Origin of the sequence: Streptomyces phaeoluteigriseus, assembly GCF_001896135.2 — a bacterium.
GTDB lineage: Bacteria > Actinomycetota > Actinomycetes > Streptomycetales > Streptomycetaceae > Streptomyces > Streptomyces phaeoluteigriseus.
Genome location: NZ_MPOH02000015.1, coordinates 1,036,269 through 1,051,176, shown reverse-complemented (window position 1 = coordinate 1,051,176; position 14,908 = coordinate 1,036,269). Strand labels below are relative to the sequence as shown.

The 14,908-nt window shown below is 69.6% G+C and carries 11 protein-coding genes and 1 pseudogene; 6 read left to right on the top strand and 6 right to left on the bottom strand.

Features of this window, described 5'->3' with window-relative positions:
- Window positions 1-454: 454 nt before the first annotated feature.
- The 4 genes and pseudogenes from BM536_RS43075 to BM536_RS22695 all read left to right on the top strand — a co-directional run bounded on the left by BM536_RS43075 (window position 455) and on the right by BM536_RS22695 (window position 3,438).
- Window positions 455-1,256, top strand: a pseudogene (locus tag BM536_RS43075) (TraR/DksA family transcriptional regulator).
- Between the two features lie 67 nt (window positions 1,257-1,323).
- Window positions 1,324-1,974, top strand: coding sequence for a signal peptidase II (lspA, locus tag BM536_RS22705; RefSeq protein ID WP_073493537.1), 651 nt, complete (start codon window positions 1,324-1,326; stop codon window positions 1,972-1,974).
- Between the two features lie 43 nt (window positions 1,975-2,017).
- Complete coding sequence (locus BM536_RS22700; protein ID WP_073493539.1) at window positions 2,018-2,962, top strand: RluA family pseudouridine synthase; 945 nt, start codon at window positions 2,018-2,020, stop codon at window positions 2,960-2,962.
- Entirely contained in the window at window positions 2,959-3,438 is a 480-nt protein-coding gene (locus BM536_RS22695) for a GNAT family N-acetyltransferase (protein WP_073493540.1), read from the top strand. Before BM536_RS22700 ends, BM536_RS22695 begins: the two co-directional genes overlap by 4 nt.
- Before the next feature lie 160 nt (window positions 3,439-3,598).
- Here BM536_RS22695 and BM536_RS22690 read toward each other — a convergent pair whose 3' ends face one another.
- Window positions 3,599-4,711 (bottom strand): mechanosensitive ion channel family protein, encoded by a 1,113-nt coding sequence (locus BM536_RS22690; RefSeq protein WP_073493542.1) that lies wholly within the window; start codon window positions 4,709-4,711, stop codon window positions 3,599-3,601.
- A gap of 123 nt (window positions 4,712-4,834) precedes the next feature.
- Here BM536_RS22690 and BM536_RS22685 point away from each other — a divergent pair, with 123 nt between their 5' ends.
- A complete protein-coding gene (locus tag BM536_RS22685; RefSeq protein ID WP_073493544.1) occupies window positions 4,835-5,404 on the top strand; it encodes a dienelactone hydrolase family protein in 570 nt (189 codons plus the stop codon).
- Window positions 5,405-5,411: 7 nt separating this feature from the next.
- Here BM536_RS22685 and BM536_RS22680 read toward each other — a convergent pair whose 3' ends face one another.
- From BM536_RS22680 to BM536_RS22660, 5 genes are all read right to left on the bottom strand, one after another.
- Entirely contained in the window at window positions 5,412-7,094 is a 1,683-nt protein-coding gene (locus BM536_RS22680; protein ID WP_073493545.1) for an alkaline phosphatase D family protein, read from the bottom strand.
- Between the two features lie 165 nt (window positions 7,095-7,259).
- Window positions 7,260-7,691 (bottom strand): hypothetical protein, encoded by a 432-nt coding sequence (locus tag BM536_RS22675; RefSeq protein WP_073493547.1) that lies wholly within the window; start codon window positions 7,689-7,691, stop codon window positions 7,260-7,262.
- 326 nt (window positions 7,692-8,017) lie between these two features.
- On the bottom strand, window positions 8,018-8,866 hold the full coding sequence (locus BM536_RS22670; RefSeq protein ID WP_073493549.1) for a thioredoxin domain-containing protein: 849 nt from the start codon (window positions 8,864-8,866) through the stop codon (window positions 8,018-8,020).
- A 92-nt stretch (window positions 8,867-8,958) separates the two neighbouring features.
- Window positions 8,959-9,660 carry a hypothetical protein gene (locus tag BM536_RS22665; protein WP_094103393.1) on the bottom strand — a complete coding sequence of 234 codons (702 nt, stop codon included), beginning with the start codon at window positions 9,658-9,660 and terminating at the stop codon, window positions 8,959-8,961.
- Between the two features lie 134 nt (window positions 9,661-9,794).
- A complete protein-coding gene (locus tag BM536_RS22660; RefSeq protein ID WP_073493551.1) occupies window positions 9,795-11,144 on the bottom strand; it encodes a DUF2252 domain-containing protein in 1,350 nt (449 codons plus the stop codon).
- Between the two features lie 204 nt (window positions 11,145-11,348).
- On the opposite strand from BM536_RS22660, the gene dnaE reads away from it, so the two are divergent.
- Complete coding sequence (dnaE, locus tag BM536_RS22655) at window positions 11,349-14,888, top strand: DNA polymerase III subunit alpha (protein WP_073493552.1); 3,540 nt, start codon at window positions 11,349-11,351, stop codon at window positions 14,886-14,888.
- The last annotated feature ends 20 nt before the right edge of the window (window positions 14,889-14,908 follow it).

Here is a 14,908-nt window from a genome sequence, read left to right as displayed (position 1 = left end):
CGGATGCAGGCTTGCCGCGTGACGTGTGCGAGGTGGGCGAATCAGGCGGTGTGCCCCGTTGCCGCGGGACTCAAGTCGATTTATCGTCCCAGCACGATTCGCGTGCAAGATCACAATATGTGAAGGGGCCGCGGCCATGGTGGCGAAGAAGACCGCCGTACAGCAGTCGGCGTCCGGCAGGTCCACCGGCGCCTCCGGCGGTGCGGCCAAGGACGTCGGTGCGAAGAAGAGCGCGCGGGGAGGGGGAACGGGCACGGCGGCCGAGGAACCGGCGAAGCAGGTGAAGGCGGTGAAGGCCGCGGCGGCGGGGAGCGCTGGGAAGGCGGCGGAAAGCGCTGGGAAGGCGGCGGCGAGGAAGGCGGCGCCTTCCGGAGAGGCCGCGGCCCCTGACGCGGCAGCCACCTCCGAGGGGGCTGCCGCCTCCAGGAGGACGGGAGCCGCGAAGAAGACCGCGGTGGCGAAGAAGACGGCGGCCGCGAAGAAGACCGCGGCCTCGAAGAAGGCGGTCGCCAAGAAGGTCCCGGCCAAGAAGGCGCCCGCCGAGGAAGCCCCGGAGAAGAAGGCGGCCGTCGGTAGGAAGGCGGCTGCCGAGCAGGGTGTGGTCCACGAGTCGGGCGCGGTCCGCAGGGTGCGGCCGGTGAGGTGGACGCGGCCCGGAGGGGGCCGGCGGCAGGGGCGGTGCGGCCGGGAAGGGGACCGCCCGGAGGAGCACCGCCAGGAAGAGCACGGCCAACAAGGTGGGCGCGGCCTCGGCCGCGGAGCAGACGGGAGCCACGACAGTGGTTGCGAAGAAGACTCCTGGCACGGCCACGGCGGCGAAGACCGCCGTTCCGAAGGCGCGGTTCGCCGGGGCGGAGCCCGGCGAGCTGGCGGTGCGCCCGGGCGAGGACCCCTGGACGCCGGAGGAGGTCGAGGAGGCCCGCGCCGAGCTGGACTCCGAGAAGGACCGGCTGCGCGCCGAGCTGGCCTCGTCCGAGGCGGCCCTGGTGGGACTGATGCGGGACTCGGGGGACGGCGCCGGGGACGACCAGGCGGACACCGGGACCAAGAACATCACGCGCGAGCACGAACTCGCGCTGGCCGCCAACGCGCGCGAGATGCTGATCCAGACCGAGCACGCCCTGGAACGGCTGGACGCGGGCACCTACGGCCTCTGCGACAACTGCGGCAATCCCATCGGCAAGGCCCGCATGCAGGCCTTCCCACGGGCCACGCTGTGCGTCGAGTGCAAGCAGAAGCAGGAGCGCCGGTACTGATCACCCGGCCGTCGGGGGGCGTGCCGTACCCTCGTCCTCAGTCAGGTACCTAGGTCGAGGGACTCACGTGGCAGAGGCGGAGCGCATCATCGGTACGCCGGACACTCCAGAGGCGGGGGGAGCCGAGCCGGAGCCGTCCGGCGGGAACGCCGGGCAGCCCGGGCAGCCGGTTTCGGCCGACCCGTCCGGTGCCGACGGGTCCACGGCGCAGGCCGCCGGGCAGGGACCCCGCGGCAGGCGCCGGATCGGCGTGCTGTTCGGGGTCGCCGCTTTCGCGTACGTCATCGACCTGGTCAGCAAGATGATCGTGGTCGCGAAGCTGGAGCACCACCAGCCGATCGAGGTCGTCGGGGACTGGCTGCGGTTCGAGGCGATCCGCAACGCGGGCGCCGCCTTCGGCGTCGGCGAGGCCTTCACCGTGATCTTCACGGTGATCGCGGCGGTGGTGATCGTGGTGATCGCCCGGCTCGCCCGCAAGCTCTACAGCCTGCCCTGGGCGATCGCGCTGGGCATGCTGCTCGGCGGCGCGCTCGGCAACCTCACCGACCGCATCTTCCGTGCGCCGGGTGTCTTCGAGGGCGCGGTCGTGGACTTCATCGCCCCGAAGCACTTCGCGGTCTTCAACCTGGCCGACTCGGCGATCGTGTGCGGCGGGATCCTGATCGTCCTGCTGTCCTTCAAGGGTCTCGACCCGGACGGGACCGTCCACAAGGACTGAGCGTGTGTTCGGGGGTGCCGGACCAGTCCGGCATACTCGACGGGTGAGTACGATTCCCGAGATCCGCACCCTGCCCGTGCCCGACGGCCTGGAGGGCGAGCGTGTAGACGCCGCCATCTCCCGCATGTTCGGCTTCTCCCGTACCAAGGCCGCCGAGCTGGCGGCCGCGGGGAAGGTCACGGTCGACGGGTCGGTGGTCGGGAAGTCCGAGCGGGTGCACGGCGGGGCCTGGCTCGAGGTCGAGATGCCACAGGCGCCCGCGCCGGTGCAGGTGGTTGCCGAGCCCGTCGAGGGCATGGAGATCGTGCACGACGACGAGGACGTGGTCGTGATCGTCAAGCCGGTCGGGGTGGCCGCCCACCCGTCGCCCGGCTGGACCGGCCCGACCGTCATCGGCGGACTCGCCGCCGCCGGCTACCGCATCTCCACCTCCGGTGCCGCCGAGCGCCAGGGCATCGTGCACCGCCTCGACGTGGGCACCTCCGGGCTGATGGTGGTCGCCAAGTCGGAGCGCGCCTACACCTCGCTGAAGCGCCAGTTCAAGGAGCGCACGGTCGACAAGCGCTACCACGCGCTCGTCCAGGGCCACCCGGACCCCACCAGCGGCACCATCGACGCGCCCATCGGCCGGCACCCCCAGCACGACTACAAGTGGGCGGTCACCGCCGAGGGCAAGCCCTCCGTCACGCACTACGACCTGATCGAGGCCTTCCGCGCCGCCTCCCTGCTGGACATCAAGCTGGAGACCGGCCGCACGCACCAGATCCGCGTCCACATGGCCGCCCACCGCCACCCGTGCGTCGGCGACCTGACCTACGGCGCCGACCCGACGCTCGCCAAGCGGCTGATGCTGACCCGCCAGTGGCTGCACGCGGTCCGGCTGGGCTTCGAGCACCCCGGGGACGGCGAGTGGGCCGAGTTCGCCTGCGAGTACCCGGACGACCTCCAGCAGGCCCTCGACCAGGTCCGCGAGGAGACCTACGGATGAGCGGCACGCGCGCGTACGTGATCCGCGTCGCCGAGGACCCCGCCGACCGTGAGGCCTGCTTCGCGGTCCGCAAGGAGGTCTTCGTCGGCGAACAGGGCGTCCCCGAGGACATCGAGTACGACGCCCACGACGCCGGCGCGGTGCATGTGCTGGCGGTCCGGGAGGACGGCGTACCGCTCGGGACCGGGCGGCTGCTGTACGGCGCCGAGGTCGCGGCGAAGACCGGCGGGGACCTGTCGGTCGGGTCGCTGGGGCGGCTCGCGGTGACCAGGGAGGCGCGCGGGCTCGGGGTCGGGGCCGCGCTGGTGCGGGCCGTCGAGGACGCGGCACGCGCGCGTGGGCTCGCGGCCGTGGACCTGCACGCGCAGACGCACGCCCTCGGGTTCTACGAGCGGCTGGGGTACGAGGCCTACGGCCCGGAGTTCCCGGACGCGGGCATCCCGCACCGGGCGATGCGGCGCTCCCTCCAGCGGTAGCCGGGGCGGCTGGGACTCCGAGAAGGCGTGGCGGACGGAGGTGACGTGGCCGTCGTGCCGCACCGGACGGCCTCCCCGGGCGCCGGCATGTCACCTCCCGGGTCGTGCGCGTCGACGGCGTGCGCCCGCCGCGGGCGCCGGCCCGCGGCGGTACGCACCGTCAGCGGTCCGCTCGTGGTGTCTCGTAGGCGCGGCGCTGGGGCGATATGCCACTGGCCAGGCGCCCGTTGGCCCGGTTCGGGGGCAGGGACGCGTCGGCGGTGTTGACGCGGGGCAGGGCGTACGGATGCTCCTCGGACAGCCAGCGGATCATCTGCTCGCGGACGCTGACCCGGACCGTCCAGATGTCGTCGGCGTCCTTGGCCGTCGCCAGCGCCCTGACCTCGATGGTGTTGGGAGTGGTGTCGGTGACGTCCAGGCCGTAGGCGCGGCCGTCCCAGGCCGGGCACTCCCGCAGGATGTCGCGGAGCTTCTCGCGCATCGCGTCCACCGGTGCCGAGTGGTCGACCTGCCAGTAGACGGTGCCGGTCATCTGGGGGGTGCCGCGGGACCAGTTCTCGAACGGTTTGGACGTGAAGTACGAGACGGGCATGGTGATGCGGCGCTCGTCCCAGGTCCGCACGGTGAGGAAGGTCAGGGTGATCTCCTCGACCGTGCCCCATTCGCCGTCCACCACCACCGTGTCGCCCATGCGCACCATGTCGCCGAAGGCGATCTGGAACCCGGCGAACATGTTGCTGAGCGTCGACTGCGCGGCGACACCGGCGACGATGCCGATGATGCCGGCGGAGGCCAGCAGCGAGGCACCGGCCGCCCGGAACGCCGGGAACGTCAGCAGCATCGCCGCCACCGCGACCACGCCGACGACGGCGTAGATCACCCGCATGATCAGCGACACCTGGGTGCGTACCCGCCGCACCCGGGCCGCGTCGTGGTGCACGCGCGCGTAACGGGTGTACGTGGTCTCGACGATCGCGCCGACGATCCTCACGGCCAGCCAGGCGGTCGCTCCGATCAGTACCAGGGTGAGAGTCCGGCCGACGCCGACCCGGTGGCCCTCCAACACCTCGGCCCGGTCGAACGACCCTCTCAGCAGCGCCGCGCAGAGCACGAGCTGGTACGGGATGCGGCCACGGCGGAGCAGCCCCCACAGGGACGTCTCCGGATGCCGTTCGTCGGCCTTGTACAGCAGTCGGTCGGTGGCCCAGCCGATGAACAGCGTCAACACGACCGAACCGCCGACCACGATCAGTGGGCGGAGCAGGTTCTCCATGCCTTCGAACGTAACCGGCCCGGCGGCGTCGTGAACATGCGGATGGTGTGAAGAGAGCCACGTGCCGTGTCGGGGGAGTCGGCTCGTGGGGGCGTTGTCGGTGCCTGCTGGCACCATGGCCCCATGAACATCATGCTCTTCCATTCGACCTATGGACCGCGCCCGGCGGTGCGCGCCGCGGCGGATCGGCTGCGCGCCGCCGGCCACGAGGTGTGGACCCCGGACCTCTTCGACGGGCGTACGTTCGACACGGTCGAGGAGGGCATGGCCCACAACGAGGAGATCGGCAAGGACGAGCTGCTCAGGAGAGCCGTCCTGGCCGCGGCGCCCTACTCGGAGCGGGGGCTGGTGTACGCCGGGTTCTCGCTGGGGGCGTCGATCGCGCAGACCCTCGCCCTCGGCGACGAGAAGGCGCGCGGCCTGCTGCTTCTGCACGGCACCTCCGACCTCGCGCCGAACGCCTCGGTGGACGGCCTGCCGGTACAGCTGCACGTGGCCGAGCCGGACCCGTTCGAGACCGACGACTGGCTGAGCGCCTGGTACCTCCAGATGGGCAGGGCGGGCGCCGACGTGGAGGTCTACCGGTATGCCGGGGCCGGTCACCTCTACACCGACCCCGACCTGCCCGACTACGACGCGGAGGCGGCCGAGGCCACCTGGCGGGTGGCGCTCGGCTTCCTCGACGGTCTGTAGACGGCGGCTACACGGGGTCGTACGTCCGCTCGACCTTCTGCGTGCCGGAGCGGGTGCGGTAGGACCGGGACCAGGACGAGGTCGCGTCCGCCTTCGTGCGGCTGGACACCACGTAGTAGTCCATCTGCGCGCGGTCGGCGGTGATGTCCAGGACGCCGTAACCGTGCCGGTCGGTGTCCACCCAGTGGACGTGGCGGTTGGCGGCCTTGATGACCGGCGCGGCGATCGCGGAGACCGTGCCCTCGGGGACCTTCACGATGTCGTCGAGGTTGTCGGAGGTCACCGAGGTGACCACGAACTCCGTGGCGGCCGAGGCGGACAGCGGATAGGTCCCGGCGTCCACGGGCACGTCGTTGGCCCACGCCATGTGGATGTCGCCGGTGAGGAAGACGGTGTTGCGGATGGCGTTCGCGCGCAGGTGGGCGAGGATCTCGCGGCGGTCGTCCGTGTAGCCGTCCCACTGGTCGGTGTTGAGGGCGAGGCCCTCCTGCGGCAGGCCGAGCAGCTCGGCGAGCGGCTTGAGCAGGGCCGCGGAGAGGGAGCCGATGGCGAACGGCGAGATCATCACCGAGTTGCCGACCAGCCGCCAGGTGGTGTCGGAGGACTTCAGACCGGCCTTCAGCCAGTCGAGCTGGGCGCGGCCGGTGAGGGTGCGGTCCGGGTCGTCGACGTCACCGTTGCCCACGGAGACCTGCTGGGAGCGGAAGGAGCGCAGGTCCAGCAGGGAGAGATCGGCGAGCTTGCCGAAGCGCAGTCGGCGGTAGGTGGTGCCCGCCAGTGCCGGGCGGACCGGCATCCACTCGAAGTAGGCCTGCTTGGCGGCTGCCTGACGGGCCGTCCAGGTGCCCTCGGCGCCCTCGGTGTGGTTCTCGGCGCCGCCCGACCAGGCGTCGTTGGCGATCTCGTGGTCGTCCCAGATCGCGATGACGGGCGCCTTGGCGTGCAGGGCCTGGAGATCGGGGTCGGTCTTGTACCTGCCGTGCCGGGTGCGGTAGTCGGCGAGGGTGAGGATCTCGTGCGTGGGCGCGTGCTGCCGTACGACGGTGTCGCGGGTGCCGTACTCGCCGGTGCCGTACTCGTAGATGTAGTCGCCGAGGTGCAGCCAGGCGTCGAGGTCGCCGCGGGCGGCGAGGTGCCGGTAGGAGGAGAAGTAGCCGGCCTCCCAGTTGGCGCAGGAGGCCACGCCGAAGCGCAGGCCCGCCACGGACGCGTCCGCCGCCGGCGCGGTGCGGGTACGCGCCACCGGGGAGTCGGTCCCGCCGGCCGAGAAGCGGAACCAGTAGTCGGTGGCCGGGGCCAGGCCGCGGATGTCCGCCTTGACGGTGTGGTCGGAGGCGGCGGTCGCGGTGACGGACCCCTTGGCCACGATGGTCGTCAGCGCCTTGTCCCTGGCGACGATCCACTCGACCTCGGTGTCCGGGCCGAGGCCGGAGCCGGGTATCGCGTCGACGGTCGGGGTCACCCGGGTCCACAGCAGCACGCCGTCGGGCAGCGGGTCGCCGGAGGCGACACCGTGCAGGAAGGCGGGGGCCTCGTCGGCGGCCCGAGCGGGAAGGGCGGCGGCGAGCGGCCCGGCCAGCACAGCGGTGGCGGCAGCGGCCTTGACGACCGTACGGCGGCGCGGGGCACGCGCGTCGACGCGATCTGACGGCGCGTCGGTGCTCTCTGTTGATCTGTATCGACTGGTCACGGCCGATCAGATTACTGACCAGTACGACAAAGAGCGGGCGAACTGGAAAAGTTCGCCCGCTCTTCGGTTCTCCGTCCCCTGGATCTTCGTCCCTCAGTGGCCCGCCGTCACGGGGGTGCCATCAGACCGCTTCATGGGGCTCTGAGGCTACGGCAGACTTCCTCGTCATGCGGTTCCGAAGTACCTCATCTGGTGCTTCGGAGACCCGTCCGCGCCGTTCTGGTGCCATACCAGAAGAGTTACCTTCTTGCCTTCTGGGATGTTGACTCCCGCGCCGCCGCTGACGCACGTGTTTGCGCCGCCCGTGGCGGCGAGGCGATGGTAGTGACTACCGCCAGAGTCTTCCCAGTAGATGGAGATCATGGCGCGGTCCCCGTCCCCCATGAGGTCGCAGACCTTCCAGTCGTCCCCATCGTGGTAGAACCAGCCTTCTGCGGGTTCGAGGGTGACGCAACTGATGATCCCGCAGGACTCGAAATACGAGTATCCGTGAGCATTGCTGCCCGCGAAAGCGGGACTGGCGCTGAGAGCCAATGCTGATCCGGTGGCGGCCACGCCGGTCAATATGCGCTTGAATTTCCTGCTCAGCTTGTTCACTTATCCCCCTATGTCAATGGGTCAGATCGACATACGCTGCGTCGGGCTTCGGTGCAAATTGCGCTGTGATCCTAACCCCCTGTTTGCCGTACGGCAATGGAGAATCAATCTGGCACAATGGGGCGAAAGGGGAATTTTGATCTTTGTCTAGTGCCGCATCGGTCAACTTCTGTGGAGAATATCGTGGCGGGGCGTGGCTTGATTTCGATGCCGAGGCCTACTGTGGCGGCCAAGTAGCCCAATTCCACCGGCGCAGCGCATGGGAGCTTTCCGGAGGGGCCCGCGCGCCCGGCGTGGCAGTCGGGAGTGCGCGCCCCATCCGCGGATCAGTTCTTCAATGCGCCGTCGATTGCGGTGTTGAAGTCGGCCACGGTCATCGGCGCGTTCTGGCCGTCGGCGCCCGTGAGCTTCTTGCCGTCCATGACGAGGCTCGGTGTGCCGTTGACGTCGTCCTTGTTGGTGTTGAACGTCTGGGACATGGCCAGCGCCCAGGCGTCGTAGGTGCCGTTCTTGACGGCGTTCTGGAACTTCGTGTTGTTCTTCAGGGCGTCGACCGAATTCGCCACCTTGATCAAGTAGTCGTCGCTCTTGAACTGGTCGTCCGACTCCTCGGGGTGGTACTTCGCCGAGTACAGCGCCGTCTTGTACTCCAGGAACGCCTCGGGGCTCACGTTCAGCGCCGCGCCGAGGGCGCTCATCGCATTCTTTGAACCTTCACCGCGGGAGCCGACCTGCAGTTTGCCGTCCTCGTCGGTGTCCCCATCCAGGAACGTTCCGCCGATGAACTGAATTTTGTACTTGCCTGCCTCGAAGTCCTTCTCGACGGTCGAGCCGACGGTCTGCTCGAACTGGGCGCAGACCGGGCAGCGCGGGTCCTCGTACAGCTTCAGGGTCTTCTTGGCGGTGCTCTTGCCGATGACCACGGTCGTCCCGTTGTCGCCCGTGGTGTTGGCCGGCGGGACGACTTTCTCGTCCAGCACGGCCTCCCAGTGGCTGGGCTTGTTGTTCTGGACGACCGCGTAACCTATGCCGCCGGCCGCCGCCAGCACTCCGACGACCGAGCAGGCCACGATGACCTGGCGCTTGATCTTGGCCCGCTTGGCCTGGCGTTCGCGCTCGATGCGCAGCCGCTCGCGGGCCGCCGTCTTCGCCGCCGCACTGTTGCGCTTGCTCATGGTGGTGTTCTCCAGGTGGACGCGCGCAGGGTGTGCGCGGGATACGTGTGTGGGGGCTGTCGTGTTCGTGGCCGCGCGGGCGGTGGTGATGCTCAGGCGGCAGCGGCCGGGCGCGGGGGCCCACGACGTCCCAGGGAGTGCACGAGGAGCCGGTCGCGGCTCGTGGCGATCGGGCGGGGCACGGGCCGCGGCGGGCGGCGGACGGCCGGGGCGCTGCGGACGGTCACGGCGGCCACGGCCAGCAACAGCGGTCGGAACGTGGTCGCGGTCGCGGCGCGCAGCACCTGGGCCAGTGCGCGTTCGCCCCGCCGCAGCCAGGCCGCGGCGAGGAGGCCGACGCCGATGTGCGCGCCCAGCAGCAGCCAGGCGGTCGACGGGTCGGCGTGGGCGAGGAGGCCGCCGACCCGCTCGGGGTCGGCGCCGCCCCTGCTGAACCGGGCCAGCGGGGCGCCGACACCGGTGCCGTCGCCGCACAGGAGGTCGAGGCCGACCGAGCGCAGCGGACCGGCGACCGGGCCGCCCGCCCGGCCGTAGCAGACGTGCTGGCCGGCGGTGAAGACCGTGTCGGCCGCCAGCTCCAGCGGGATGAGCAGGGCGGCGATCCGCCCGAAGCCGCGCTCCCGGCCCGCCAGGGCGTAGGCGAGGAGGAACACGGCGACCGCGAGGGCGGCCACCGTGTTCAGCGGCAGCGGGGCCCGGGACAGCAGCACGTGCGACGCGGTGCTGAGCGTCACGACGAAGGCCGTGAACAGCGCCGCGCGTACGGCTCTGAGGCGGGTCCCGGATATGTCCATAGCGGAGGAGAGTGTGTCACGGGCGCCTGTAAGAGACCCCTAAAGGGTCGCTGTGAGCGCCCTTTTCGTTATGGATCCCGTCGCGGTGGACCCCGCTGCGGTGCGCCGCGGCACAGGCCCCCTGGCAGGCCCAGTCACAGGCCCGGGATCCGGCCGTTGCGGAACAGGTCGAGGAAGATCTGGTGGTCCGCACGCGCGCGTGCGCCGTAGGAGTGCGCGAACTCCACCAGGAGCGGCGCGAAGCTCTCCTCGTCGCCCGCGAGCGCCGCGTCGATGGCCCGCTCGGTGGAGAACGGCACCAGGGACTCGCCGGAGGTGTCGTCCGCCGCCGCGTGCATCGTGGCCGTGGCCCGGCCGAGGTCGGCGACGACGCCCGCGATCTCCTCCGGGTCGTCGATGTCGCTCCAGTCCAGGTCCACCGCGTACGGCGAGACCTCGGCGACCAGCTGACCCGCGCCGTCCAGCTCGGTCCAGCCCAGCCACGGGTCGGCGTGCGCCTGGAGGGCGCGCTGGGAGATCACCGTGCGGTGGCCCTCGTGCTGGAAGTACTCGCGGATCGCCCGGTCGGTGATGTGCCGGGAGACGGCCGGGGTCTGGGCCTGCTTGACGTAGATCACCACGTCGTTCTCCAGGGCGTCGCTGTTGCCCTCCAGCAGGATGTTGTACGAGGGCAGGCCGGCCGAGCCGATGCCGATGCCCCGGCGGCCGACGACGTCCTTCACGCGGTAGGAGTCGGGGCGGGTCAGGGAGGTGTCCGGCAGCGTCTCCAGATAGCCGTCGAAGGCGGCGAGGACCTTGTAGCGGGTGGCCGCGTCCAGCTCGATGGAACCGCCGCCGGGCGCGAAGCGGCGCTCGAAGTCGCGGATCTCGGTCATCGATTCCAGCAGCCCGAAGCGGGTCAGGGAACGGGCGTCGCGCAGCGCGTCCAGCAGCGGGCCGTCGGCCGTGTCCAGCGTGAAGGGCGGCACCTCGTCCTGCTTGGCGCCGGTGGCCAGGGCGCGGATCCGCTCGCGGTACGCGCCCGCGTACACCTGCACCAGCTCGGTGATCTGGTCGTCGCTGAGCGCCTTCGCGTACCCGACGAGGGCGATCGAGGCGGAGAAGCGCTTGAGGTCCCAGAGGAAGGGGCCGACGTACGCCTCGTCGAAGTCGTTGACGTTGAAGATCAGGCGGCCCTGGGAGTCCATGTAGGTGCCGAAGTTCTCCGCGTGGAGATCGCCGTGGATCCACACGCGCGAGGTGCGGTCGTCCAGGTAGGGGCCGGTGAAGGTGCCGGCGTCGCCGCGCCCGCCGCTCGCCGCGTCCAGGTCGTGGTAGAAGAGGCACGCCGTGCCCCGGTAGAACGCGAACGCGGAGGCCGCCATCTTGCGGAACTTCACACGGAACGCGGCCGGGTCCGCGGCCAGGAGTTCGCCGAAGGCGGTGTCGAAGACGGCGAGGATCTCCTCGCCGCGAGGCTCTTCGTTGAGCTGCGGAACCGACATCGCGGGGTGCCTCCTGGTGCTTCATGTGTACGACAGCGTTTCTGTCGTCCCCAACGGGCGGGCGCGTGCGAAAGTGCCCGCGGCCCCCGCTGTGAAGGTACGCGGGGGAGCCCGCCGGGTGTCAGTGCCGAGGCATAGACTTCGACGCTGACCCCCGGACTGTCCCCCAGCCCGTCGTCGACTGTTTCCCTTGGAGGCCACGCCGTGTCAAAGCCGCCGTTCACGCACCTGCACGTCCACACCCAGTACTCGCTGCTGGACGGTGCCGCGCGGCTCAAGGACATGTTCGACGCGTGCAACGAGATGGGCATGACCCATATCGCCATGTCCGACCACGGCAACCTGCACGGGGCGTACGACTTCTTCCATTCCGCGAAGAAGGCCGGAGTCACCCCGATCATCGGGATCGAGGCGTATGTCGCCCCCGAGTCGCGGCGCAACAAGCGCAAGATCCAGTGGGGCCAGCCGCACCAGAAGCGCGACGACGTCTCCGGCTCCGGCGGCTACACCCACAAGACGATCTGGGCGACCAACGCGACCGGCCTGCACAACCTCTTCAAGCTCTCCTCGGACGCGTACGCCGAGGGCTGGCTGCAGAAGTGGCCGCGGATGGACAAGGAGACCATCTCCCAGTGGTCCGAAGGGCTCGTCGCCTCCACCGGCTGCCCCTCCGGCGAGCTCCAGACCCGCCTTCGCCTCGGCCAGTACGACGAGGCACTGAAGGCCGCCGCCGACTACCAGGACATCTTCGGCAAGGACCGCTACTTCCTGGAGCTGATGGACCACGGCATCGAGATCGAGCGCCGGGTCCGGGACGGCCTGCTGGACATCGGCAAGAAGCTCGGCATCCCGCCGCTGGTCACCAACGACTCGCACTACACGTACGCGCACGAGGCGACCGCCCACGACGCCCTGCTGTGCATCCAGACCGGCAAGAACCTCTCGGACCCCGACCGCTTCCGCTTCGACGGCACCGGCTACTACCTGAAGTCCACGGACGAGATGTACGCCATCGACTCCTCGGAGGCCTGGCAGGAGGGCTGCGCCAACACCCTCCTGGTGGCCGAGATGGTCGACACGACCGGCATGTTCGAGGCGAAGAACCTCATGCCGAAGTTCGACATCCCCGAGGGCTACACCGAGGTCAGCTGGTTCAAGGAGGAGGTCCGCCGCGGCATGGAGCGCCGCTTCCCCGGCGGCATCCCCGAGGACCGGCAGAAGCAGGTCGAGTACGAGATGGACGTCATCATCCAGATGGGGTTCCCGGGCTACTTCCTCGTCGTCGCCGACTTCATCATGTGGGCCAAGAACAACGGCATCGCGGTCGGCCCCGGCCGAGGTTCCGCGGCCGGCTCGATCGTCGCGTACGCCATGGGCATCACCGACCTCGACCCGATCCCGCACGGCCTGATCTTCGAGCGGTTCCTCAACCCCGAGCGCGTCTCCATGCCGGATGTCGACATCGACTTCGACGAGCGCAGGCGCGTCGAGGTGATCAGGTACGTGACCGAGAAGTACGGCGCCGACAAGGTCGCCATGATCGGCACCTACGGCAAGATCAAGGCGAAGAACGCCATCAAGGACTCCGCGCGCGTGCTGGGCTACCCGTACGCGATGGGCGACCGTCTCACCAAGGCGATGCCCGCCGACGTCCTGGGCAAGGGCATCGACCTGAACGGCATCACCGACCCCTCGCACCCCCGGTACGGCGAGGCGGGCGAGATCCGCGCGATGTACGAGAACGAGCCGGACGTGAAGAAGGTCATCGACACCGCCAAGGGCGTCGAGGGCCTGGTCCGGCAGATGGGCGTGCACGCGGCCGGCGTGATCATGTCCAGCGAACCCATCGTCGACCACGCCCCCGTCTGGGTGCGGCACACCGACGGCGTGACCATCACACAGTGGGACTACCCCCAGTGCGAGTCGCTGGGCCTGCTGAAGATGGACTTCCTGGGCCTGCGCAACCTCACGATCATGGACGACGCCATCAAGATGGTGAAGGCCAACAAGGGCATCGACCTGGAGATGCTCGCCCTGCCGCTGGACGACCCCAAGACCTTCGAACTGCTCTGCCGCGGTGACACCCTCGGCGTCTTCCAGTTCGACGGCGGCCCGATGCGCTCGCTGCTCCGCCAGATGCAGCCCGACAACTTCGAGGACATCTCCGCCGTCTCGGCCCTCTACCGGCCGGGCCCGATGGGCATGAACTCGCACATCAACTACGCGGAGCGCAAGAACGGCCGCCAGGAGATCACGCCGATCCACAAGGAGCTGGAGGAGCCCCTCCAGGAGGTCCTCGCGGTCACCTACGGCCTGATCGTCTACCAGGAGCAGGTGCAGAAGGCCGCCCAGATCATCGCCGGGTACTCGCTCGGCGAGGCCGACATCCTGCGCCGCGTGATGGGCAAGAAGAAGCCCGACGAGCTGGCGAAGAACTTCACCATCTTCCAGGCCGGCGCCAAGAAGAACGGCTACAGCGACGAGGCGATCCAGGCCCTGTGGGACGTGCTGGTCCCCTTCGCCGGCTACGCGTTCAACAAGGCCCACTCGGCCGCGTACGGACTGGTCTCGTACTGGACGGCGTACCTGAAGGCGAACTACCCCGCCGAGTACATGGCGGCGCTGCTCACCTCGGTCAAGGACGACAAGGACAAGTCGGCCGTCTACCTCAACGAGTGCCGCCGCATGGGCATCAGGGTGCTCCCGCCGAACGTGAACGAGTCCGAGTCGAACTTCGCCGCACAGGGCGACGACGTGATCCTCTTCGGCCTCTCCGCCGTGCGCAACGTCGGCACCAACGTCGTCGAGTCGATCATCAAGTCCCGCAAGGCCAAGGGGAAGTACTCCTCCTTCCCCGACTACCTCGACAAGGTCGAGGCGGTGGTCTGCAACAAGCGCACCACGGAATCACTGATCAAGGCCGGCGCCTTCGACTCGATGGGCCACACCCGCAAGGGCCTCACCGCGCAGTACGAGCCGATGATCGACAACGTGGTCGCGGTCAAGCGCAAGGAGGCCGAGGGCCAGTTCGACCTCTTCGGCGGCATGGGCGAGGAGCAGAACGACGAGCCCGGCTTCGGCCTCGACGTCGAGTTCACCACCGACGAGTGGGACAAGACGTACCTGCTCGCGCAGGAGCGCGAGATGCTCGGTCTGTACGTCTCCGACCACCCCCTCTTCGGTCTGGAGCACGTGCTGTCCGACAAGGCGGACGCGGGCATCGCCCAGCTCACCGGGGGCGAGCACGCGGACGGCGCGGTCGTCACCATCGGCGGCATCATCTCGGGCCTCCAGCGCAAGATGACCAAGCAGGGCAACGCCTGGGCCATCGCCACCGTCGAGGACCTCGCCGGCTCCATCGAGTGCATGTTCTTCCCCGCGACCTACCAGCTGGTCTCGACCCAACTCGTCGAGGACGCCGTGGTGTTCGTCAAGGGCCGCCTCGACAAGCGGGAGGACGTGCCGCGCCTGGTCGCGATGGAACTCCAGGTGCCGGACCTGTCCAACGCGGGCACCAACGCGCCCGTGATTCTCACCATCCCGGCCGTGAAGGTCACCCCGCCGATGATCAACCGGCTCGGCGAGATCCTCACCCACCACCGGGGCGACAGCGAGGTCCGGATCAAGCTCCAGGGCCCGACGAAGACGACCGTGCTGCGCCTGGACCGGCACCGGGTCAAGCCCGACCCGGCCCTCTTCGGCGACCTGAAGGTGCTGCTCGGCCCGTCCTGCCTGGCCGGCTGAGCGGCGCACGCACAGCACAT

Excerpts from the sequence above, each read along its gene's own strand:
- BM536_RS22660 (WP_073493551.1), bottom strand. The coding sequence starts at position 11,144 with ATGTCGGTTCCGCAGCTCAACGAAGAGCCTCGCGGCGAGGAGATCCTC.
- BM536_RS22665 (WP_094103393.1), bottom strand. The coding sequence starts at position 9,660 with ATGGACATATCCGGGACCCGCCTCAGAGCCGTACGCGCGGCGCTGTTC.
- BM536_RS22695 (WP_073493540.1), top strand. The coding sequence starts at position 2,959 with ATGAGCGGCACGCGCGCGTACGTGATCCGCGTCGCCGAGGACCCCGCC.
- BM536_RS22670 (WP_073493549.1), bottom strand. The coding sequence starts at position 8,866 with ATGAGCAAGCGCAACAGTGCGGCGGCGAAGACGGCGGCCCGCGAGCGG.
- BM536_RS22690 (WP_073493542.1), bottom strand. The coding sequence starts at position 4,711 with ATGGAGAACCTGCTCCGCCCACTGATCGTGGTCGGCGGTTCGGTCGTG.
- BM536_RS22685 (WP_073493544.1), top strand. The coding sequence starts at position 4,835 with ATGAACATCATGCTCTTCCATTCGACCTATGGACCGCGCCCGGCGGTG.